This window comes from Mesorhizobium sp. M4B.F.Ca.ET.089.01.1.1, assembly GCF_004022605.1.
Lineage (GTDB): Bacteria > Pseudomonadota > Alphaproteobacteria > Rhizobiales > Rhizobiaceae > Mesorhizobium > Mesorhizobium abyssinicae.
Map to the genome: position 1 here is coordinate 1 of NZ_RZOS01000043.1, position 23370 is coordinate 23370.

The 23370-nt window shown below is 64.6% G+C and carries 18 protein-coding genes; 4 read left to right on the forward strand and 14 right to left on the reverse strand.

The genetic code is table 11. The features are described from left to right. A partial coding sequence (locus EN780_RS07025) for an SDR family oxidoreductase (RefSeq protein WP_128272814.1) occupies window positions 1-357 on the forward strand: 357 nt, incomplete at its 5' end. 21 nt (window positions 358-378) lie between these two features. On the opposite strand, the gene EN780_RS07030 is transcribed toward EN780_RS07025, so the two are convergent. The 6 genes from EN780_RS07030 to EN780_RS07055 form a co-directional block, all read right to left on the reverse strand. Next, window positions 379-756, reverse strand: coding sequence for a DoxX family protein (locus EN780_RS07030; protein WP_128272816.1), 378 nt, complete (start codon window positions 754-756; stop codon window positions 379-381). Window positions 757-819: 63 nt separating this feature from the next. Further along, window positions 820-1278: a carboxymuconolactone decarboxylase family protein gene (locus tag EN780_RS07035; RefSeq protein WP_128272818.1), complete on the reverse strand. Its 459-nt coding sequence runs from the start codon at window positions 1276-1278 to the stop codon at window positions 820-822. Between the two features lie 5 nt (window positions 1279-1283). Beyond that, window positions 1284-1820: an Rrf2 family transcriptional regulator gene (locus EN780_RS07040; protein WP_127312121.1), complete on the reverse strand. Its 537-nt coding sequence runs from the start codon at window positions 1818-1820 to the stop codon at window positions 1284-1286. Window positions 1821-2217: 397 nt separating this feature from the next. Then, window positions 2218-3531, reverse strand: a complete 1314-nt coding sequence (preA, locus tag EN780_RS07045) for an NAD-dependent dihydropyrimidine dehydrogenase subunit PreA (protein WP_128272820.1) — start codon at window positions 3529-3531, stop codon at window positions 2218-2220. Window positions 3532-3533: 2 nt separating this feature from the next. Then, the gene (locus EN780_RS07050; protein ID WP_128272822.1) at window positions 3534-4898 is read right to left on the reverse strand and encodes an NAD(P)-dependent oxidoreductase; all 1365 of its coding nucleotides are present in this window, start codon (window positions 4896-4898) and stop codon (window positions 3534-3536) included. A gap of 113 nt (window positions 4899-5011) precedes the next feature. Continuing rightward, window positions 5012-5746, reverse strand: a complete 735-nt coding sequence (locus EN780_RS07055; protein ID WP_128272824.1) for a gamma-glutamylcyclotransferase — start codon at window positions 5744-5746, stop codon at window positions 5012-5014. 167 nt (window positions 5747-5913) lie between these two features. On the opposite strand from EN780_RS07055, the gene EN780_RS07060 reads away from it, so the two are divergent. Further along, entirely contained in the window at window positions 5914-6693 is a 780-nt protein-coding gene (locus tag EN780_RS07060) for a VOC family protein (protein ID WP_128272826.1), read from the forward strand. A 136-nt stretch (window positions 6694-6829) separates the two neighbouring features. On the opposite strand, the gene EN780_RS07065 is transcribed toward EN780_RS07060, so the two are convergent. Next, the gene (locus EN780_RS07065) at window positions 6830-7318 is read right to left on the reverse strand and encodes a hypothetical protein (RefSeq protein ID WP_128272836.1); all 489 of its coding nucleotides are present in this window, start codon (window positions 7316-7318) and stop codon (window positions 6830-6832) included. 196 nt (window positions 7319-7514) lie between these two features. Between EN780_RS07065 and EN780_RS07070 the strand changes: the two genes are divergently transcribed. Beyond that, window positions 7515-7907, forward strand: coding sequence for a DoxX family protein (locus EN780_RS07070; RefSeq protein WP_127311135.1), 393 nt, complete (start codon window positions 7515-7517; stop codon window positions 7905-7907). Between the two features lie 26 nt (window positions 7908-7933). Here EN780_RS07070 and EN780_RS07075 read toward each other — a convergent pair whose 3' ends face one another. Beyond that, on the reverse strand, window positions 7934-10360 hold the full coding sequence (locus EN780_RS07075) for an FAD-dependent oxidoreductase (protein WP_128272828.1): 2427 nt from the start codon (window positions 10358-10360) through the stop codon (window positions 7934-7936). A 76-nt stretch (window positions 10361-10436) separates the two neighbouring features. Further along, the gene (locus EN780_RS07080) at window positions 10437-11975 is read right to left on the reverse strand and encodes a trimethylamine methyltransferase family protein (RefSeq protein WP_145970989.1); all 1539 of its coding nucleotides are present in this window, start codon (window positions 11973-11975) and stop codon (window positions 10437-10439) included. Window positions 11976-12192: 217 nt separating this feature from the next. Here EN780_RS07080 and EN780_RS07085 point away from each other — a divergent pair, with 217 nt between their 5' ends. Next, window positions 12193-12789: a transglycosylase SLT domain-containing protein gene (locus EN780_RS07085; RefSeq protein ID WP_128272832.1), complete on the forward strand. Its 597-nt coding sequence runs from the start codon at window positions 12193-12195 to the stop codon at window positions 12787-12789. A gap of 12 nt (window positions 12790-12801) precedes the next feature. Here EN780_RS07085 and EN780_RS07090 read toward each other — a convergent pair whose 3' ends face one another. From EN780_RS07090 to EN780_RS07110, 5 genes are all read right to left on the reverse strand, one after another. After that, window positions 12802-15132, reverse strand: coding sequence for an ABC transporter ATP-binding protein (locus EN780_RS07090; protein WP_128272834.1), 2331 nt, complete (start codon window positions 15130-15132; stop codon window positions 12802-12804). Between the two features lie 97 nt (window positions 15133-15229). Next, the gene (locus EN780_RS07095) at window positions 15230-16387 is read right to left on the reverse strand and encodes an ABC transporter permease (RefSeq protein ID WP_127284821.1); all 1158 of its coding nucleotides are present in this window, start codon (window positions 16385-16387) and stop codon (window positions 15230-15232) included. 12 nt (window positions 16388-16399) lie between these two features. After that, complete coding sequence (locus tag EN780_RS07100) at window positions 16400-17434, reverse strand: ABC transporter permease (protein ID WP_127311412.1); 1035 nt, start codon at window positions 17432-17434, stop codon at window positions 16400-16402. Between the two features lie 224 nt (window positions 17435-17658). Continuing rightward, window positions 17659-19311: an ABC transporter substrate-binding protein gene (locus tag EN780_RS07105; RefSeq protein WP_127286725.1), complete on the reverse strand. Its 1653-nt coding sequence runs from the start codon at window positions 19309-19311 to the stop codon at window positions 17659-17661. Between the two features lie 273 nt (window positions 19312-19584). After that, window positions 19585-23370, reverse strand: a 3786-nt coding sequence (locus EN780_RS07110; RefSeq protein ID WP_189556429.1) for a translocation/assembly module TamB domain-containing protein, incomplete at its 5' end; no start/stop codon positions are given.

A 23370-nucleotide genomic window follows, 5' to 3' on the forward strand; every position in this document is an offset into this window, starting at 1 on the left:
AGCAAACACGGATCAGTGACCTTCATTTCGGCCGTTTCGGCGCAGCTCGCCGCGCCCGGCATCGCCGGCATCGGCGCCATCAACGGCATGCTTTTGACCGTGGCGCCGATCCTCGCCGTGGAGCTGAAGCCGCTGCGCGTCAATGTCGTAGCTCCGGGTGTTATCGACACGCCGTGGTGGGATTTCCTGCCGGACGACCAGCGGCAAGCGGTCTTTGCCGAATATGCCGGCAAGACGCCCGTCGGCCGTATCGGTCGCGCAGAGGACGTCGCCGACGCGATCGCTTTCCTGGTCTCCAACGGCTTCATGACCGGCCAGGTGCTGACCTGCGATGGTGGCCTGCGATACGCCGCGTGACGGAGACAATCGCAGCCGCGCTCAAAGCGGCTGCGCCATCAGCGCCAGGAACCCTCCGGCCAGCGCAACATTGGCGACAAAGCCGTTGATCCGCGCCGCTCGCTCCGGGCCTTGATGATCCCAGAAATTGTCGAACATGATCGTTGCGACGACCAGAAACAGGATAAGGCAAGCAGCGCCAAGCGCGGCCCAGACGCCCGCCACGATCAGGCCGCCGGCGACGACCTGCAGGAGGATGCCGAGCCACAGCGCCAGCCCCGCCTGCGGCACGCCGCGTTCGGTCATCAATTTGGTCAGGAACGCCCTGTTCTGGATGTTGCGCAAGCCGGCAAAGACAAAGGCGCCGCCAAGCAGCAGTCGCGCGGCAAGCAGAATCTCGTTCTGAAAATTTGCAAACATGTGATTGATCCTAAAACAAAAAGGCGCGGGTCCGCTCTCGGACCCGCGCGCTGTTCCTTCCGATCAAGCGGCTTTGGCCGCCGGCACCGGATGAATGGCCTGGAACGGGACGCAAAGCCGGTTCCAGGTGTTGATCATGCCGATCGCGACCGACAGCTTGACCAGTTCCTCTTCCGAGAAATGCGCGAGCGTACGGGCATAGAGCTCGTCCGAGACGCCGTTCTCGGAAATCTTCGTCACCGCTTCGGTCCAGGCGAGCGCGGCACGCTCGCGTTCGGAAAACAGCGGCGATTCCTTCCAGGCGGCGACAAGATAGAGCCGCTGCTCGCTCTCGCCGTCCTGCCGCGCTTCGCGGCTGTGCATGTCGACGCAGAAGGAGCAGCCGTTGATCTGCGAGGCCCTGAGCTTGATCAGATGCAGCAGGCTCACCTCCAGCCCGCATTCGTCGACCGCCTTGTTGAGCGCCGACACCGCCTTCATGATTTCAGGCGCCTTGGCGAAGAATTGCAGCCTCTGTTTCATGGTTCTTACCTTTCACTCTTGCTTGGGGGAACTTGGTTTGGATGAACTTTCTGCGGCCGCTGATAGCGGGCAACGAAGGCGCATCCCGCCGCGACCGAGCGCGGATCGGCCTCGCTGACATAGTCAGCCACGATCGCCGACAGCCTGACCTCGGCGAGCGCCGCCCGGTAGGCGCGCTCGGCCTTGAGCATCGCGGCATTGATGCCGCATGGCTTCACATAGGCCGAAGCATCGAGCCGCACAGGGCCGCGCTGGCGGATCTCGCCGCAGCGGAAGGCAGGTTCCCTGCCCTCGACGGCGAGCACGATGTCGAGCAGCGTGATGCGCTCGGACGGCTTCGCCAGACGGTAGCCGCCGGCCGGTCCCGGCACCGATTCCAGAATGCCCGCGGCCGTCAGCATGTTGAGATGCTTGAGCAGATAGCTCGGCGACACACCGAAGGCCTCCGCCAAAGCGGCGCCCGGCATGGTCGCGGCGCCATCTACCCCGGCGAGCATCGCGGCGCAGTGGATCGCCGCTTCGACGCCTTCTCCCAGTTTCATGATCTACCGTTCCAATTCATGGATATATTTTATCATGGATATTTTTTATCTGCAATAGGACTTTTCAACCCGCTATGGGTCCGTAGATGAAGTGGAATTTCTACGAAGGCCGGCGCCGCCCCTCACCTGCCTGCCCGCATCCTCTCCCCGTATAGGGACGGGGAGAGGGGCGCTCTCGTCGCCGGTTTCGCCAAACACCGGCATTGCACGAAAAGCGCCGAGGTTGCGGCTAGCTCCTTCTCCCCGTCACTATACGGGGAGAAGGTGCCCGAAGGGCGGATGAGGGGCAGCGCTGACTTCGACAGTTGACGGTCGTGCGTAAAGAATGACGATCGTGCACACAAAAATCGCCCCAGGCGAGCACGGGGCGATTTGGCCAAGCCGATAAGGAAGAAGCCTATTCCGCCGCCGCCTTGGCCATCGGATTGTTCGGGTGCGTCGTCCAGTTGGCATAGATCGGCGACACCGGCTTGCCGGTGCGCTCGTCCATTGCGCCGACGGCCAGCGGCTCCATGGTGATGCAGCCCTCGACCGGGCAGACATTGACGCAGAGATTGCAGCCGACGCACTCGGCCTCGATCACCTCGAAATGCCTTGCGCCATTGACCATGTTGGTGATCGCCTGGTGCGAGGTGTCCTCGCAGGCGATGTGGCAGCGGCCGCATTTGATGCAGGCATCCTGGTCGATACGCGCCTTGGCCACATAGTTGAGGTTGAGATACTGCCAGTCGGTGACGTTGGGCGTGGCGCGGCCGACGATGTCGGCGAGCGAGGCGTGGCCCTTCTCGTCCATCCAGTTCTCGAGGCCCGCGATCATCTCCTGCACGATCTTGAAGCCGTAGGTCATCGCCGCCGTGCAGACCTGCACATTGCCGGCGCCGAGCGCCATGAATTCCGCCGCGTCGCGCCATGTGGTGATGCCGCCGATGCCGGAGATCGGCAGGCCGCGGGTCTCAGCATCGCGCGCGATCTCGGCCACCATGTTCATGGCGATCGGCTTCACCGCCGGGCCGCAATAGCCGCCATGCGAGCCCTTGCCGTCGATGGTCGGCTGCGGCGCGAAACTGTCGAGATCGACGCCTGTGATCGAATTGATGGTGTTGATCAGCGACACCGCGTCGGTGCCGCCGGCATGTGCCGCGCGCGCCGGCTTGCGGATGTCGGTGATGTTGGGCGTCAGCTTGGTGATGACCGGCATGCGGGTGTTTGCTTTGCACCAGCGCACCACCATTTCGATATATTCCGGCACCTGGCCAACTGCCGAGCCCATGCCGCGTTCCGACATGCCGTGCGGGCAGCCGAAATTGAGCTCGATGCCGTCGGCTCCGGTCTCCTCGACCACCGGCAGGATCGCCTTCCAGCTTTCCTCGACGCACGGCACCATCAGCGAGACGACGACGGCGCGGTCCGGCCAGTCCTGCTTGACCTGCTTGATCTCGCGCAGATTGGTCTGCAGCTCGCGGTCGGTGATCAGCTCGATGTTGTTGAGGCCGAGCAGGCGGCGGTCGGCGCCCCAGATCGCGCCGTAGCGCGGGCCGTTGACGTTGACCACCGGCGGCCCCTCCTCGCCGAGCGTCTTCCAGACCACGCCGCCCCAGCCCGCCTGGAAGGCGCGGATGACGTTGTAGGCCTTGTCGGTCGGCGGCGCCGAGGCCAGCCAGAACGGATTGGGCGACTTGATGCCGACGAAATTGTTCCTGATATCTGCCATGCTCATGCCCTCCCGTTAGAGGTCAGTGCCCGGTTGATGCTTTCGGCCGCGTCGCGGCCTTGCGCCACCGCCGAAACGGTTAGGTCGTCGCCGCCGAAGATGCAGTCGCCGCCGGCCCAAACCTTGGCCAGCGAGGTGCGGCCCTCGGCATCGACCTTGATGCGGCCGCCTTCGAGTTCGATCTCGGCGCCGCTGCCGTTCAGCGCGGCCGGAACAAAGCTCTGGCCGATCGCCTTGAACACCTGGTCGGCCGCGAGCGTGAGCCGCTCGCCGGTGCCGGCCAGCTTGTCGCCGTCCATCGCCGTGTATTCGAGCTCGATCGCCGACACCTTGCCGTTCTCGGCGATGACCCGCTTGGGCTGCAGCCAGTGGCGGATGGTGACGCCATTGGCAGCGGCCAGATCCTGCTCGAAGCCGGAGGCATTCATGTGCGCCTGGCCGCGCCGGTAGCAGATCGTCACCTCCTCGGCGCCGAGCAGCTTCGACTGCACCGCGGCGTCGATCGCCGTCATGCCGCCGCCGATGACGACGACGCGCCGGCCGACCGGCAGGCCGGAAAGATCGCTGGCCTGACGCAGTTCGGCGATGAACTCGACCGCGTTGGTGACACCATCGCTGCCCTCGCCGTCGGCACGCAGCGCGTTGACGCCGCCGAGCCCCATGCCGAGGAACACGGCATCGTAATTCCGGATCAGGTCGGAGAGCTGGTAGTCGCGGCCGAGCGCCTTGCCGTTCTGGATGTCGATGCCGCCGATCGAGGTGACGTAGTCGACCTCGGCCTGGGCGAAATTGTCGACGCTCTTGTAGGCGGCGATGCCGTATTCGTTGAGGCCCCCGGCCTTCGGCCGCGCCTCAAGGATGGTCACGTCATGGCCATGGCGCGCGAGCCTGTGCGCGGCGGCAAGCCCGGCCGGCCCGGCGCCGACGACGGCGACAGATTTTCCGGTCGGTTCGGCGCGCGCATAGAACTGCTTGTCCTCGCTCATCGCGACGTCGGTGGCGTAGCGCTGCAGTCGGCCGATCTGCACCGGCTTGCCCTCGGCCACCTCGCGCACGCAGACTTCCTCGCACAGCGTCTCGGTCGGGCAGACCCGGGCGCACATGCCGCCAAGGATGTTCTGGTCGAAAATGGTCTTGGCCGAGCCGAGCGGATTGCCGGTCGAGATCTGGCGGATGAACAGCGGGATGTCGATCGAGGTCGGGCACGCATTCATGCACGGCGCGTCGTAGCAGAAATAGCAGCGATCGCTTTCGACCAGCGCCTCGTGATGGTCGAGCGGTGGATGCAGGTCGGAAAAATTGTCGGCATACTGTTCGGACGACAGCCGGCCGCCGGCTATGCCCTCTTTGAAATGACCAGTCGCCATTCCGGTTCCCCTTGTTTTGTTTTGGGGAAGGCTAGCACGTTTTATTTTTTTATCAATTGGTCAATTTTCGGCCAAGTCGCTGAAAAGGCTCTATAAAAACATGATAATTATACTCATGTTATGGCGAGCACGGGGGGCTCGAATGACCCGGCGCTTTCGCTGCCCGGGCCATGGATCGACCTGATCTCGTCGGCGACCAGTTCCTGCAGCCGCCACAGATTGCGGTCGTGGATGCCGAACGTCTCGAGGTGACTGACGGTGTTGTAGAGATATTCGGCGCCGGAGCCGACATGGCCGCAGGCGCGGGCAAGCACATGCGCCACCGTCTCGAGCGGCTGCCCGAGCGACGTGCCCCTGCCGGTCACCCCGACCCAGAAGCCCAGCGCCTTGAGCGGTCCCTGCGCGGTGCGCACCGGCACCCATCGGACCGAGGCGACGCTTTCGTGATCATCGATCTCGCGCCGCAGCAGTCTTTCGATCTGGGCCGGCTTCTCGCCGTCCGGCAAACGGTAGATGACGCCGTCGCAGCGCCCGCCCCGTTCCAGCGCCATCATCAGTCCGGGCTGCGCGACGCTGCCGCGCCAGCGGATCAGGTCGAGGCAGAACGACCGATGCCAGCCATGGGCCGAGGCGCGCTGCTGCTCGACGGAATCGAAGGCCGGCTTCCAGATCAGCGAGCCATAGGCGAACACCCACAATGGCCCCTCGTCGGCCTCGCCTGACAGACGCTCGGCAAGCGCACGGAAATCATCGTCGTTCAATTGCGTCCAGCTGCCGTCCGGACCTGGATCGGCCTCCTCCCGATGGCAGAGCGCCACAAGCTCCGGCGTGAGCGACATCTGCCGCATGGATGGTGATCCCCTCTTTGGCGGACAAGCAAAGGCGAAAACCGCGAGGCGCGCAAGATTGCAACGGACTGCGCCTTGCCGCCGTCGATTTCCGGCCCATGTCGGATTCCTGTCGCCGGGATCGTCCTAAGATGACGATCAACCGAGGAAACCCAAGGAGCCCGACCATGCCAAAGTCCCTGATGCCGTTCTTCTGGTACGAATTGATGACCACCGACCTCGACGCCGCCGAGGCCTTCTACACAGCCGTTGTCGGCTGGAAGGGGCAACCCTTCGATAGCGCGCCCGGCATGCCGCGCTACATCGTCATGAATGTCGGCGAGCGCGGCGTCGCGGGCTTGATGACGCTGCCGGAGGATGCCGCCAAGATGGGCATGCCGCCCGCCTGGCTCGGCTATATCCATAGCAAGAATGCCGACGGCGCGACCGCGTCGCTCAAGGACGCGGGCGGCACCGTGCACCGCGCACCTGACGACATTCCGGGCGTCGGGCGCTTCGCCGTCGTTGCCGATCCGCAAGGCGCGACCTTCATGTTCCTGCAGCCGAACCAGCCCGATCAGCCGCCGGTGCCGGCGCGAACGCCAGGCCACATCGGCTGGCATGAGCTCTACACGACGGACTGGACGGCAGCCTTCGATTTCTATGCCGAGCAGTTCGGCTGGACAAAGGCCGGCGACTTCGACATGGGCCCAGCGATGGGCACCTACCAGGTCTTCGCTTTTGGCGGCGAGCCCGTCGGCGGCATGATGAACAAGCCCGAACAGATCCCGGTGCCGGTCTGGCAGTTCTACTTCAACGTCGCCGCCATCGATGCCGCGGCCAAGCGCGTGACCGACAATGGCGGCAAGGTCATCATGGGTCCGATGGAGGTGCCCGGCGGCGATTGGATCGTGCAGTGCACGGATCCGCAAGGCGCGCATTTCGCGCTGATCGCGCCGGCGCGGTAAAACCGATTGCGATTGGTGAAAGCGGCAGCAACAGCCGATCTCCCGCTTGGGCGGATTGTCCGGCCCTCCTCCGCAACTACTGCGGAGGACGGGCAAGACAGAGAGGGCGCAGTCCCGCCGACCTCACCCTAGAGCGTTACTCCGGCGTCAGCACGGCGACTTTGAGGTCGGCCTTCTTGCTGCCGCTGAGCTGAACGGTGGCCGGACCGGCCGACAGCTTGAAACGCACGCTCTTGCGAATGCCCGGGCAGGTCTTCACGCCGCTGAACCCAGCCGACTTCACGGCATGGCCGTCCTGCACGATATCGATCCAGGCCTCATCCGACAGGCTGACCTGGAGCTCTCCTTCCGGGGGCACGACGATGCTTGCGGTCGCGCCGAACGTGCCGGCTGCCGGGGCACGGTCCGGCGGCACTTCAAAGCTGATCGTGTCGACCGCTGCGAGCGTGAAATCCATCGCCTGGCCGACCGTCAGGGCAGCGCCGGACTGCGCGGCCGGCGCTGCCGCAAACAGTGCCTGCTCGCGTGCCACCGGCCATTTGAAGGTATCACAGCCGCTGTCGGCGGCCATGGCGAAGCTGGTGCCTGCAAGGATTGCGAACAGGCTGATGACGATTGTTTTCATGGCAAAGGGAACTCGGATGGTTGGCGTACCGGCATCAATACAACCATAGCGATACTTATGCAACCATGAAGGGAAACATTTTTGGGAGATGAAACCATTTTCACTCACCGAATGTTGAAGGCATTGCATCGGAAGTGAGTGGTCCATTGTCGGGCGATATTTTATGGCCAGGCGGGGAGGCAAAATGGAGTTTTAGATGAAGCTTTTCGAAGGTCTTTCCCAGTACCGGCCACAGGCGCTCGGCGTGCTGCGCATCGTGACTGCGCTGCAATTCATCGAGCATGGCACCCAGAAACTGTTCAATTTCCCTGTCGGCGAGCACGCCGGCGCCTTGAGCGGGTTGCCTCTGGCTGCCGGCATCCTTGAATTCGCCGGCGGCATCCTTCTGGCCCTGGGGTTGTTCACCAGGCCGGTAGCGTTCCTTCTGGCTGGCGAGATGGCGATCGCCTATTTCATGGCGCATGCGCCGCGCGACTTCTTCCCGGTCAACAATGGCGGCGACTCGGCGATCTCGTTCTGCTTCATCTTCCTCTATCTGGTGTTTGCCGGCGCCGGCGCCTTCGCGCTGGACAACCGCCGCAACGCATGACCTGCGAAACGGATGCGCGCCTGGTTTCAGGCGCGCATCCGCTCGAAATTGGCGTCGAACAGCGGCGCCGATTGGATGCGCGCGCCATGGCGCTTGCCCAGAATCTCGATCTCGAAGCCGTCGGCCTCGTCGGCGATCTCCTTCGGCACATAGCCCATGGCGACCGACCTTTTCGCGTGATGCGCGTAGCCGCCCGAGGTGACCCAGCCGCGCACGGTGCCGTCGAACCAGATCGGCTCGTCGCCGATGACGTCGGCATCATCCGCCTCGACGATGAAGGCGCGCAGCCGCAGCTTGCCGCCCTGCTTGCGTTCGGCCAGTGCCGCCGCCTTGCCGATGAAGTCCGCCTCCTTGCCGTAGGCCACGAAGCGGTCGAGGCCGGCCTCCAGCGGCCCGTAGATCGGCCGGAACTCGCGCGCCCATGAGCCATAGTTTTTCTCCAGCCGCAGCGCATTGAGCGCGCGCGACCCGAACAGGCCGATGCCGAATTCCTCGCCCGCCGCCATCAACGCCCCGAAGGCGGCGCGCTGATACTCCGGCGCCACCCAGATCTCGTAGCCGAGATCGCCCGTATAGCTGACGCGCCCGACCAGGCACGGCGCCATGCCGATGTCCATCCTGGCCACTGCCATGAAGGGGAATGCGGCGTTGGAGACATCCGCGCGCGTCACTTTCGCCAGAACATCCCGCGCCTTCGGTCCGGCGATCGCCAGCCCGGCCAGCTTCTGTCCCAGCGCCTCGATGCGCACCGAACCGTTCTTCGGCAGATGCGCCTCAAACCAGCGCATATGGTATTGCTCGGCGATGCCGGAGCCGGCGATGAACCACTCGCCGTCGTCGATGTTGGCCAGCGTGAAATCGCCGATCAGCCTGCCGTCATCCTTCAGCATCGGCGCCAGCGTCATGCGGCCGCGCTTCGGCAGCTTGCAGGCCAGCATGCGGTCGAGCCAGCCAGCTGCGCCCTCGCCCGTCACCGCATATTTGGCGAAGTTGGAAATCTCCGCCAGGCCGACGCCGCCGCGCACCGCCGCCACTTCCTTCGCGACATGGTCGAAATCGCTCGAGCGCCGCCACGAGAACTCGTCCCTGACGGCATCAGGGGCATACCAGAGCGGCACCTCCAGCCCGTAGGACACGCCCCATTGCGCGCCCTTGGCCGAGAGGGCGTCATAGACCGGCGTCGTCTTCAGCGGCCGTCCGGCCGGCAGTTCCTCGTTGGGGAAGCGGATCGAGAAGCGCCGCGAATAATTCTCGCGCACCTTGGCATTGGTGTAGGCCATCGTCGCCCAGTCGCCGTAGCGCGCGACATCCATGGCCCAGATGTCGGCGCCGGGATCGCCTTCGATCATCCAGTTGGACAGCGCCAGCCCGACGCCGCCACCCTGCGAGAAGCCGGCCATCACACCGCAGGCGACCCAGAAGCCCGGCAGGCCGCGCACCGGCCCGACCAGCGGATTGCCATCCGGCGCGAAGGTGAAGGGGCCGTTGATGATCTGCTTGATGCCGGTGTTCTGGAAGGCGGGGAAATGCCGGAAGCCGACTTCCAGCGACGGCGCGATGCGATCGATGTCCGGCTCCAGCAGTTCATGGCCGAAATTCCACGGGGTCTGGAACTCGGACCACGGCTTGTTGGCCTTCTCGTAGGTGCCCATCAGCATGCCGCCGCGCTCCTGGCGCAGATAGAGTTCGCCGTCGAAATCGACCGCATGGATGATCTCGGTGCCGGTCTTCTGGTTCCAGGCGGCGACCTCGGGCATGTCCTCGGTGATCAGGTACATGTGCTCCATGGCCAGCACCGGCAGTTCGAGGCCGACCATGCGGCCGACCTCGCGCGCCCACAGGCCGCCGGCATTGACGACATGCTCGGCCACCACCTCGCCCTTGTTGGTGATGACGCGCCATGAGCCGTCGGGCCGGCGCACGATGTCCTCGACCTTGGTGAAGCGCTCGACCTCCGCACCCAGTTTCCGCGCCGCCTTGGCATAGGCATGAGTGACCCCGGAGGGATCGAGATGGCCGTCCTCCTTGTTGCGCACCGCACCGACGAACTGCTTTGGATCGAGCAGCGGCATCAGCTCGGCTGCTTCGTTGGGCGAGATCTCCTCGAGGTCGATGCCGAGGTAGCGACCCTTGGCGACGACGCCGCGCAGCCAGTCGAGCCGCGCCTCGGTCGCCGCCAGAAGCACGCCGCCGGTCAGGTGCACGCCGGTCGCCTGGCCGGACAGTTCCTCGATCTCCTTGTAGAGCGAGATCGTATATTTCTGCAGCTTGGCGACGTTGGGATCGCCATTGATGGTGTGCATGCCGCCGGCCGCGTGCCAGGTCGAGCCCGAGGTCAGTTCGTCGCGCTCCAGCAGCACGACGTCGGTCCAGCCGTGGCGAGCGAGATGGAACAGCACCGAGCACCCGACGACACCGCCGCCAATGACCACGACCTTTGCATGCGATTTCATGGGGTTTTCTCGTTATTTCAGTGAGTTGGGAAGATAAGATGAATCGGAAAGGCAGCGCCTCGCGCCGACGCTGAAGTCACGGCTCGCCCTGCCCGATCGCTTCCTTGCGGCGCGCCATATAGGCTTCGAGTGCCTCGCGCACGGCAGGGTCCATCGCCGGCTCGGCATACTCCTCCAGCGCCTTCTTCCACAGCCGGGTCGCGCGCGCGGTCGCGTCGAGGCCACCGGCTTCCTGCCAGGCTTCGTAATTCTGCCAGTTGGACAGCATCGGCTGGTAGAAGGCGGTGGCGTAGCGCTCCAGCGTATGCGGCTCGCCGAAGAAATGGCCGCCGGTCGGTACCGCGCCCAGCGCTTCGACCGCAAGTTCCCCTTCGTCGACAACGATCGGGCGCAGGAACTCCATCATGTGCTGGATCATCTCGACGTCGATGATGAATTTCTCGAACGACGCGGTCAGCCCGCCCTCCTGCCAGCCGGCGGCGTGGTAGACGAGGTTGCCGTGGCCGAGCACCGCGCCCCATAGCGCCATCAGCGTTTCATAGGCGCCCTGCGCGTCGGCGGCATTGGAGGCCGAACCCGGCGTCGTGCGGTACGGCAAATCATAGCGCCGCGCCAATTGCCCGGAGGCGATATTGGCCTTGGTGTTTTCCGGCGTGCCGAATGCCGGGGCGCCCGACTTCATGTCGACATTGGAGGTGAAGGCGCCATACATGACCGGCGCGCCGGGCCGGACGAGCTGCGTCAGCACGACGCCGAACAGCGCCTCGGCGTTCTGCTGCGCCAGCGCGCCGGCCAGCGTCACCGGGCTCATCGCCCCCATCAGCGTGAACGGCGTCACCGCCACCGACTGGCCGAACTCGGCCATGGTCATCAGACCCTCGGCCATCATCTCGTCAAAACGGCGCGGAGAGTTGACCGAGATGATGGTGGCGATGCCCGGGTCGTCGCGCATCTGATCAAGCGTCAGCCCGCGCGCGATCGCCATCATCTCGATGCCGTCGAGCGCCCTCCCCCGGCCGATCGCCGAGACATGGAAGCATTTGTCGGTCAGCGTCAGGTTGGTGAAGTAGGTGTCGAGATGGCGCGAATTGGCCGGCAGTTCGATCGGCGCGCAAACCTGGTTGCCGAGCATGTGGACGCAGTTGAAATGCTGCGCCAGCCGCACGAGGTCCTGATAGTCGCGCAAATTGCCGGCGCGGCGGCCACGCTCCATGTCGTGCACGTTGGGCGGCCCGGCGACGAGCGTGAAATTGATCGTGTTGCCGCCGAGATGGATGGCGTGGGCCGAGTTGCGTGGGGTAAGCGCGTAGCTGGCACGCGTCGTCTTCAGTGCCTCGGCGACCATGCCGCGATCGATGCGGACATTCATCGATGCGTGATCGACCCTGGCACCCGCCTTTTCGAACAGCGCCAGCGCCCGTGGGCTCATCACCTCGATGCCGAAATTTTCAAGGATGTGCATCGAGGCTTCATGGATCGCCTCGATCTGGTCGGCCGAGAGCAGCGCCATCGGCGGATAGGGGTTGGTCACCCGCCTTGCCGGCAATTGCGGGATCGCGGACGGCCCCCGGTTGCTGGTTCGCTCAGTGCCGCGCTTGCGTCTTGGTTCGGTCATGCCGCACATCAGAGCGCCGGCACGAAAGCGCGGCTGTCAGAAATCCGCCGTTTGCGGGCGTGATTTTAGCCAAGGCGGCATTTCTGGAATTCCATTGCGACAAAAGCGACATCGAGAGTCGAAATCATAATACCGGCGCGGAGCGGCGACGGTGGCTCGCCAGCCGTTAAGAAACGCCGCAAGAATCCCTTTATGTTTTCGGCCTATTCGTCTGCCGATGCGTAGGTCGAGTTTTAGTAAAATTGTAGCCTTCACCGTGCTGCTGGCGTTGGCGCTTTCGGCCTGCGCGACGCCGCCGAGCCATATCAACGATGTCTGCGCCGTCTTCGACCAGAATGACGGCTGGTTCGACAACTGGCAGGCGGCGGCCGAGCGTGCCGAGCAGAAATATAGCGTGCCGGTGCCGGTGCTGATGGCGACGGTGCGCAAGGAATCCGGCTTCAAGAGCAATGCCAGGCCGCCGCGCACCAAGCTGCTTGGCTTCATCCCGTGGAAACACGTCTCGTCGGCCACGGGCTTCTCGCAGGCGCTCGACGGCACCTGGTCGCAGTACCAGAGCGAGACCGGCAACTGGGCGGCGCGCCGCACCCGCTTTGCCGACGCGGTCGACTTCGTCGGCTGGTATCATTCCAAGACCGCCGACACCTACGGCGTCGCCCGCACCGACACCTACAATCTTTATCTCGCCTATTATCTTGGCTGGACGGCGTACGGTCGCGGCAATCGCGGCGATGCCGGCGTGCAAAACTACGCCCGCGCCACCGAGAAGATGGCGCAGGACTATGCGGCGCAGCTACGGCAATGTGGAAACTAGCCCCTTCCGGTATTAGTGCCGCCTTGTCGTATCTTTCGGCTTTTTAGCACCGGTTTCGGAAGTCTCGTCGCGCACTTTGTTACGGCGGGCTCGCATTCCAGCCTGGTCCTGCTCCACGGCCTCGCCGATCTGGTCCGCTTCGGGAGTCGACGATTTGCCACGCGGCCGGTTGGGCGCCGTTCCTGTCAAACCCGGCCCCGCGCCGTGCACATCTTCCGGCACGCCCTCATGCGCGGCGTGCTCCTTGTCGAACTTGATCACCTGATCCATCTTCGCCAGCACGTCATCGGCAAGCCAGCACAGGCTCATATGGCCGTCGCCGAGGTTCTTCACCGGCGGCACCTTGGTCTCGCATAGATTGTCCGGCACCAGCTTCTTGTAGCCGCAGCGCGTCTGGAACGGACAGCCGGTCGGCGGGTTCATCGCCGACGGAATGTCGCCCTCGAGCACGATGTGCTTCTTGACCACGCTGGTATCGGCGATCGGGATCGCCGACAGCAGCGCCTCGGTATAGGGATGGTAGGGCGGCGAGAAGATCTGGTCGGTCGTCCCCTGCTCGACGATATAGCCGAGATACATGACGACGACGCGGTCGGCGATGTAGCGTACCACCGACAGATCGTGGCTGATGAACAGCATCGTCGTCTTGTTCTTGCGCTGGATGTCCATCAACAGCTCGGTCACCGCCGCCTGCACCGAGACGTCGAGCGCCGAGACCGGCTCGTCGGCCACCACCACCTTGGCATCGCCGGCAAAGGCGCGCGCCACGCCGATGCGCTGCTTTTGGCCGCCCGAAAGCTGGCGCGGCTTGCGGGTCTCGAAGGCCCGCGGCAGCTTCACCAGGTCGAGCAGCTCCAGCATCCGCTTGCGGCGTTCGGCCACCGTCTTGCCGACATTGAATTTCTCCAGCGTGCGGATGATCTGCGAGCCGACCGAGTGGCTGGGGTTCAGCGTGTCGAACGGGTTCTGGAACACCATCTGGATCGACGACACCGTCTCGACGTTGCGGCTCTCGATGCCGGTCGACTGGATCTCCTTGTTGCCGAGCGTCACGCTGCCGGAGCTCGCGGTCTCCAGCCCGAGCAGCACCTTGGCCAGCGTCGACTTCCCGCAGCCGGATTCGCCGACGATGGCCACCGTCTCGGATTCGCGCGCCTCGAAGGAGATCGTCTCGTTGGCCTTGACGACGCGGCCCTCGCTGGAGCCGAACACTTCGCTGCCGCCGGCCCTGTAGTATTTCTTGAGGTCCTGGATCTTGAGCACGGGCGCGCCGGGCTCGACCTTCTCATTGACCTTCTTGGCGCCCGGCGGCAGCGCCTCCCAGTCGATCTCGTTGAAGCGCACGCAGCGCGAGAAATGGCCCTCATGGCCATCGACTGCGATCATCGGGATTTCGGCGGCGTTGCAGACGCCCTCGACGAAATGGTGGCAGCGCGGGCCGAAGTTGCAGCCCTTCGGCCGCTCGTGCGGCAACGGCAACTGGCCGGGGATCGAGATCAGCGGCCGCGAATTCTTGTCGGCACCGGGCAGCGGGATCGAACGGAACAACCCTTGCGTATAGGGGTGGCGCATCCGGTCGAACACGTCCTTGATCTTGCCGGTCTCCACCGCCTCGCCCGAATACATCACCGTGATCTTGTCGCAGGTCTCCAGGATGAGGCCCAGATTGTGCGACACGAATATCATCGAGGTGCCGAACTTCTCGCCCAGCCCCTTGACCAGGTCGACGATGCCCGCCTCCACCGTCACGTCGAGCGCCGTCGTCGGCTCGTCGAGCAGAAGCAGCGCCGGCTTCGACAACAGCGCCATGGCAATGACAATGCGCTGCTGCTGGCCGCCCGAGAGCTGGTGCGGGTAGGAGCGCATCATGCGCTCGGGATCCGGCAGCTTCACCGCGCGCACCATTTCCAGCGCTCTGCTGTAGGCCTCCTCCTTCGACACCTTGTCATGGATCAGCGGCACTTCCATCAGCTGCTGGCCGATCTTCATCGCCGGGTTAAGACTCGCCATCGGCTCCTGGTAGATCATGGCGATCTTGTTGCCGCGGATGGCGCGCAGCTCATCCTCAGACAATTCGCCCATGTCCTTGCCCTGGAACTTGATCTTGCCGCCGACGATCTTTCCGATGTTGGAGAGGTCGCGCATGATGCCGAGCGACACGGTCGACTTGCCGCAGCCGGACTCGCCGACGATGCCCATCGCCTCGCCAGGCATGACCGTGCAGGAAAAGTCCATGACGGCCGGTATCTCGCCCTTGCGGGTGAAGAATGAGATCGACAGGTTCTCGATCTCGATGATCGGCCCAGGGGTCGGCTTGCCGGGATTTCGAACTGCCTCGTTCATGGGTCGCTCCAATCCTTGGTCTCTAGTTGAGCATGATCATATCCGAAAACCGGGTACCACTTTTCGGGATCATGCTTGGGGGCCTTCGACCCCGCCATCAATCCTTCATCGACTGTTCGCGCAGGGAATCGGCCAGAAGGTTCAGCCCCAGCACGAACGACATCAGCGCGATCGTCGGCGGCAGCGCTGGGTGGATGAAGGAGCGCAGCAACCGGCTGGCGTCCTTGATCGCCGTGCCCCAGTCCGGGCTCTCTGGCGCCAGTCCGAGGCCGAAATAGCCGAGTGTGCCGAGCAGGATCGTGGTGTAGCCGATACGCAGGCAGGCATCGACGATCAGCGGCCCGCGTGCGTTGGGCAGGATTTCCCACAGCATGATGTACCACGGCGATTCACCGCGTGTCTGCGCCGCCGCCACATAGTCGCGCGTCTTGATGTCCATGGTCAGTCCGCGCACGATGCGGAACACGCCGGGGCTGGAAGCGAACACCACCGCCACGAAGATGTTGAGCTGGTTGGGATCGATATGCACGATCTTCAGCGGATCGGCGTCAAAGACAAGGCCGGCATAGATCCAGCCGCCGATGACGAGCGTCAGCCCGAGCAGGATATAGAGGCGGTCGGGGCGGTTCTTGTAGCGGGTCCAGAACAAGACGCTGAAGAAGATGATCGGGAACAGGAAGAACAGCCCGGCCATCGCATAGGGGATCGGCGTGTCCATGATGCCGGGCGTCACCAGCAGGTAGAACAGCAGGATCACTGGGAAGGCGAGCACCAGATTGGCGAGGAAGGACAGGAACGTGTCGATCCTGCCGCCATAGTACCCGGCCGGCAGGCCGAGCGTGATGCCGACCATCAGCGCGAAGCCGGTGGCCGCCGGCGCGATGATCAGCACGATCTGGCTGCCGAACACCATGCGCGAGAACACGTCGCGGGCGAGCTTGTCGCCGCCGAAATAGTAGATGAGTTTCGAGGTCGGCTCGATCGCGCCAGGCAGCGCGTCCTTCATCACCGGCACCTGCGCCAGCGGATCGAAGGGCGAGATGGTCGAAGCGAAGATCGCCGTGAACAGCCAGAACAGGCAGATGCCGACGCCCACGATGCCGACGCCGCTGTCGAAGAGCTGGCCGTAGAGGCCCAGCTTCTTCTTGTAGACGAAGCTCGCCCCCAGGACGATGGCGAGCGCTATCCAGACCGGCCAGAACCGCGAGATGACGCCGAGCACGACATTGAAGGCACTGATATATTCGAGCTGCATCCGCTTCGCCCCCTACTGAACTCTGATGCGCGGATTGAGAAACGCGTAGCCGACATCGGAGATGAGCTGCGTGATCAAGACGATGAATACCGAGACCAGCGAGCAGCCGAGCAGAAGGTCGATGTCGTTGTTGCCGGCAGCCTCCACCAGCGTGTAGCCGAAGCCCTGGTAGCGGAACATCACCTCGACGATGACGACGCCGGTGAGCAGCCAGGGGAATTGCAGCATGATGACGGTGAACGGCGCGATCAGCGCGTTGCGCAGCGCGTGCTTGACCACCACGCTGCCGAAGGAGAGGCCCTTGAGGCGGGCCGTGCGGATATATTGCTGCGTCATCACCTCGACCATCGAGGCGCGGGTCATGCGGGCAATGTAACCGATGCCGTAGATCGCCAGCGTCATCACAGGCAGCGTGAAATTATAGAAGGTGATGCCTTGGCTAGCCGAGGCGGCCGAGCCGTTCAGCCAGCCGAGCCAGGACGCGAAGATGACGGTGAAGATGACGCCGGAAACATATTCCGGCGTCGCCGTCGACGCGATCGAGGCGACCGACAGCGTGCGGTCGGTGCGCGAGCCCTCGCGCATGCCGGCCAGGATGCCGATCAAGAGCGAGATCGGCACCATCACCGCAAGCACGCATAACATCAGGATGCCGGTGGCGCTGAGCGCCGGGAACAGCTTCGAGGCCACGGTCGTCTTGAACTTGGTCGAACAGCCGAAATCGCCCTGCAGCACGCCGGAGAATGTCGGCTCGACCGGATCGTTGCAGAAGGCGAAACGCTGCGTCGGCTTGCCCGTCGCTGGGTCGGTCACCGGCTGCTTGGGCAGCACGCCCAGCCACTGGCCATAGCGGACGAAGAAATTCTGCCGGTAGCCGTGGTTGACCAGCCAGTCCTCGAGCTGCTCGGCAGATGTGTGCATTTCGGTCTGGCTGATCGCCAGCTTCTTCAGGTTCGGGTTGAGATTGATCAGGAAGAAGACGATCAGTGTCAGGCACAGCATCGTCAATGCCATCGTGCCAAGACGCCTGAGGATGAAAGAAAGCATGGCGGCCCCCTGCCGGTCTGGTTGGGGTTGGAGCCTGTCTGCGAACCAGATCGGCCACTAGCGGCCGGGCTGCCTTTCAAACGGACCCTCGGATGCGATCAACCCTGTTTTTCGTTGCACGCCGTTGCCGGAAGAATCCACGCCTTCTCAAGGCGCCGGCTTCCGGTTCCTGCATTGTGCGGGGAGTGAGGGGAAGGGGCAAGCCCCTTCCCCAATCGGTCCGATCACGCCTGGTCGAGCCAGACCTTGCCATAGTCGCGTTCGAAGGTCGGGTGCATCTTGTAGTTCTGAACCGCCTTGACCGAGTGGCTGTAGAGCTTGCGCCAGTAGGGCTGGATGATGACGCCGGAATCCTGCAGGATCTGCTCGATGTCCTTCATCATCTCCTTGCGCTTGGCGGCGTCGGCGACGGCCAGCGCAGCATTGAGCTTGGCATCCCAGTCGGCGTTCGCAAAGGCCGTCTCGTTCCACGCCTCGCCGGAGCGGTAGCCGATCGCGAGCACCTGGACGCCGAGCGGACGCATGTTCCAGTTGGTCATCGACAGCGGATACTTGGTCCAGTCGTTCCAGAAGGTCGAGCCCGGCAGCACCGTGCGCTTCACCTTGATGCCGGCGTCGCGCATCTGCGCGGCGATCGCATCGCCGGTGTTCTTGTGCCAGTCCTCGTCGACCGTGATCAGCTCGTGCTCGAAGTCGGCCTGGCCGGCTTCCGCCAGCAGTGCCTTGGCCTTGGCCGGATCGCGCGCCACCTTTGCCAGCTCGAAGTATTCCGGATGGATCTGGCAGACGTGATGGTTCTCGGCGACCGTGCCCGCATTGCCGTAGCCGAGCTGGAGGACGACATTGTTGTCGACCGCGAGCTGCAGCGCGTTGCGGACCTTCTGGTTGTCGTACGGCTTGTTGTTGACGTTGGTGCGGCACACGATCGTCGACGCCGTCACAACTTCCGACTTCACCAGGTCCATGCCGTCGAGGATCGACACATAGTCGGCCGAGGTCTCGAAATTGGTGTGGACTTCACCCGCCTCGAAGGCGCTGACCATGGCCGCCGGATCGGTGCCGTAGTCGATGAACTCGATACCGTCGAGGAAGACTTCACCGTCCCACCACTTGTTGTCCTCGCGGCGCTTGTAGACCACCTTCTGGCCGACATCGTAGGACACGAGCTCGAACGGGCCGGTGCCGATCGGGCAGGCCTTGAAGTCGCCGCCCTTCTCGTCGAAGGTCTTGTGGACGATCAGGCCCGGATAGTCGCACATGTTTGGGATCAGGGCGATGTCGGGCTTGCCGAGCTTCAGTTTGATCGTCAGGTCGTCGACCTTGGTGACGGCGCTTTCGTCCAGCTTGTCGTCCTTGACCAGGGTGCCGAGACGGCCAGGCATCGAATTGCCTTCGGCCTTCTTGTCGGCCCAGCGCTTCAGGTTGAAGATGACGTCATCGGCGGTGAAGGCATCGCCGTTCGACCAGGTCACGCCCTTGCGCACATGCAGCGTGTACTCGGTGGCGTCGTCGTTCACGTCCCAGCTTTCCAGCAGATAGGGGCGGAACGTATATTCGGTGGTGTACTTGACCAGCGGCTCGAGCGCCTGGCGTTCGGCATTGGCGATTTCCGACCAGTCGGCCTTGCGCGGATCCTTAGGATCCTTGATCCACTGCGCGACCTTCAGCGTGCCGCCCTTCTTGCCCTGCACGTCCTCGGCCCTCGCCGGGGTCGGATCGGCCAGGCCAAGCATGCCGTAGGCCATCGCCGTGGTGGCGCCGAAGACGCTGGCGAGCGCCAGGAATTCGCGGCGGTCCACCTTGCCTGCCTTGGCTTCTTCGGCCATGGCCAGGATGTGATCCGGAACGCGGTCACCGTTAGATTTGTAGATTGCCATGATTAACTCCCATTGTTGGCTTTCCGCCTTGTAACATTCCGCATCCGGACCGTGATGTCAAAGACGGTCTGGACTGGGAACATGTTGGCGAATGTGCAACTTTGGAAGGAGGGCGGTTCGCGCGATAGCGACAGTCTTGACGCAAATTTGCTACTGCGTCGCAGATTTCATTCGAATATGCGCAAACGAATAAACTGAGACATTCAAGCGGCATAGGACAGCGCCAGCCGGGTGCTGCGATAGCGCCAAAGGCTGCCCTTCCTGCGACCGGCTTCAGTATTCGCGCTCGTAGAAGATGCCGCCCTTGGCTTCGCCGGCATCGGTGGCCTCGCCACGCAGCTTGACGCCGCGCCCGACATTGAGGTCGATCGCCGCCTTGCCGGAACCCGGCTTGTCGCCCTTCTGGATCGTCACATAGGTGCGGTCGTTGAGGTATTTGCCGGCCGAGACGGCGGTGCCGCCCTTCTCGTCGGTGGTCACGTCGAGGTCGTCCACGCCGATCGCGCTGCGCAGGTTCTCGAGCAGCGAGGTCGAGCCGCCGACGCCGGCCAGTTGCGCGGCGGCCTCCGCCAGCTGCGCGATCTGCAGCGGCGACAGGTTCGACATCGAGCGGCCGAAGATCAGCTGCGCCAGCACCTCGTCCTCCGGCAGCGCCGGAACCGAGGAGAAAGTGAATTTCGGGTTGGTCGCCTCGCCCGACACGACGATGGTGACGGTGGCGCTGCTCGTCGTGGTGGTCGCCGTCAGGTTGAGATAAGGCACTAGCGAACCGGAGAAGCCGACCGTGCCTTCGGTGAAGGTCAGCCGCTTGGCGAGGATCGACAGCCGCCCGCGCTGCAGGGTGAAGGTGCCGACCGCATGCGGCGAGGATGCCAGGCCGGTCAGCTTGAGCGAGCCGCCAAGCTCGGCGTCGACGCCCCGCCCCTGGATGAAGATCTGGTTCGGCGCATTGACGGTGACGTCAAGGGCAAGACCGCCGCCGCCGCTGCTGCCGCTGGCTGAAGCCGGGCGCAGCGCCTTGTCCTGTGCGCGCACCGCGGCCGGCGCGCCCTTGTGCTTGACGTTGAGCGCCGCCAGCGAGCCCGGCAGCTTCTCGGGAACGGTGATGACGGTCTTGGCCAGGTTGATGGTGCCCGCGACCACCGGCGCCGAGACGAGCGGCCCCTTGATGGTCAGGTCGCCGCCGAGATTGGCGGTCACCACCCGGCCGTCCGTGTAGCGGCCGTCGGTGAGCTTGACCGAAAGATCGGCCGGGAACCCTTGCGCCGGATTGATGCCGACCGTGCCGCTGGCCGACAGGCTGCCGCGCGTCGACAGCGTGCCGGTCAGGCGATTGATCCTGGCCACGCCGGAGCCGATCGAGACGTCGGCGGCGATATCGTTGACGGCAAGGCCGGAGCGCGCGTCGACCAGCCGGGCGCCCGACGTGTTGACCGTGCCGCCGATGACCGGCGACGTCGCCGGGCCGCGCACCTGGACATTGACGTTGGCGGTGCCGCTCAGCGACAGGCCCTGCGCGGCGAGCTTGGCGGCAAGGAAGGAGAACGGCACCTTGCCGGAGAAGTCGAGCACCAGCGCCGGCGTGCCCGCCGTCGTCACCGAGCCGCCGCCCTTCAGGCCAAGCCCTGCGCCGTCGCTGATGTTGGCGTCGAAGGTGAGTTTCTTGCCGGCGAACGTTCCCGACGAGGAAATGTTCATGCCGCCGAGGCCGGCGCTCCGCGTCTGCGCGGTCTGCACGCCGCCGGCGTCGATCTTGAAGGCAACCGACGGATTGGCCGGCGCGCCGGTCACCTTGACCGTACCGGAGATGGAACCTGCAGCATCGAGGCCGCGCGAAAAACTGTTGGCGAGCGAAGCCGGCACCTTGGCCAGCGCGGCATTGATATCGAGCGCCTGTCCGACCTTGCCGGTCACAGTCGCGGTGCCGCCGCCGAGATTGAGCACCAGCCTGTCCAGGCTCGTCGTGCCGTTGGCGATACTGACCGTCGAGGCCTGCGCGATCGCCGCCTTGATGCCTTGCACGGTCGCCTGACCTGAGGCGAGCTCGATGGTCGTGGTGCCATTCGCCACCCTCACCCGCCCGGCGGCCTTGGCCGGAATATCCTTGACGGTGGCGCCGCCGGAAAAGCCGGTCCAGTCGCCGTCGCGCTTCAGGTCGACATTGATGCCGCTGACCACGGTGCCGCCCGAAGTGACGCTGTCGGCGCGGACCTTGCCGGAGATCGCCGGGGCGGCCAGGTAGTTGGCGACCAGCGCGTCGATCGCCACGTTGCGGGCGGAGAGATCGCCACGCGAAATTGCGGCGGTCGTCGCCTTGACGGTGACGTTGGGGCCGTTGGCCGTCTTGGTGAAGGCGATGGTGCCGCGCACGTCGCCTTCGGCCTTTTCCAGCGCCAGCGCCGCCAGCGGGCCGATATCGGGCAGGTCGAGCGCGATGGTGCCGGCCGGCACGAAGGCCTCGTCAAGCGCGAGGTCGCCGGAGATCCTGTTCTTGCCGAGCGACAGGAGCAGCCCGTTGATCGCGCTCTTGCCATCGGTTGTCGCCAGCACCGCGCTGCCTTGCAGTGCCTGTCCGGCGACATTGCCGGTCAGTTGCACATTGGCCGCCGGGTTGGCGGCATCGGCCTTGCCGGTGGCGGTCAGCTTCAGCCCGGTGATCTCGCGCGCCGCTACCGAAAGCCGGTCGCTGTCCACCGTCAACGACAGGTCAGGCGCCAGGCTTGGCCCTTGCGCATTGAGCGCGAAGGCAATCGCGCCCTTGGCGTCCTTCGACAGCAGCGAGATATCGGCCAGCGCGCCCTTGATGTCGGCGCTGAGCTTGTTGTCGGCGAGGCTGGCTTGCCCGTCGGCCGTCAACGCGCCGGAGGCAAGCTTGACCGGATTGATGGTGACGCCGCCATGGGTATCCCGCTTCAGCGTGGCGCTGAGCTGCGTCCGCTCGGCCAGCACGCCGCGCGCCGCCGCCGGCAAAGCCGCCGAGAGGGCGTCCGCTTTGAGGTTGAGGTCGATGGCGCCATCGGCGAACGACACGCGGCCGTTGAAGGCGCTGTCCAGCGCCGCGCCCTGCACCGAGCCGCTATCGATCGTGATCGCGTCGGCGGCAAGCGTGCCGGCGACCTTGGCGGTGATCTTGCCCGCGATCAGCGGCGCGATCGTCGGATTGTCGAGCCCGATCGTCTCCACCGTCACTGTGCCGGAAATCGGTCCCGTGCGGCTCTTAACATCGAAGGCATCGGAATGCAGCGCCAGCGTGATGCCTTCCGACTTGGTGAAATTCGTCGTGACCGAAGGCAGCACGGCCGAGATGTCGAGCTTCGGCTGGGTGCCCTGCCCCGCCGCCTTCACTGACAGCGCCTGCAATCCAAGCTTGATCGGGCTTTCCGCACTGCCGAACGACAGCGGCAGGCTGGGACCCGTCGAGACAAGGTCGAGGGCGAAATCGCTGGCGCCGTTCGGATTGATGGTGCCGGAAGCCTTACCGGAAATCTTCTCGCCCGAAAGCGTCGCCTGATCGAGGACGATACCGCCCGCGGTGGTGAAGCTTCCCATAGCATTGAGGCTGAGCGGCCCAAGCCCCGCCTGGCGGGTCTGGCTGGTCTCGCCGCCGGTCAACTTGGCATTGAAGCGGACGTCCGGATTTGCCGCCGGGCCGGTGACTTCGGCCGTGCCGTCGAGCGTGCCCGCGGCGTCGAGGCCGGGCGAGAAATCGTTGGCAAGGGCGGCCGGCAGCGCCGAGACCGTGGCCGCGAGGTCGAGCGTCTGGCCAGCCTTGCCGGAAAGCGTCACCGAACCGCCGCCAAGATCGAGCACCAGCCTTTCGATGCTGGTCACGCCATTGGCGATGGTGAGGTTCGACGGCCCGGCGATCGCCGCCTTGATGCCTCGAACGGTGGCTTCGCCCGAGGCGACCTCGACATTGGTGGTGCCGTTCGCGATCTTGACCCGGCCGGCGGCGGTGGCCGGAATGCCGGCAATCGTGGCGCCGCCGCTGAAATTGGTCCAGTCGCCGTCGCGCTTCAGGTCGACGCCGATGCCGCTGACGACGGTGGTCCCCGATGT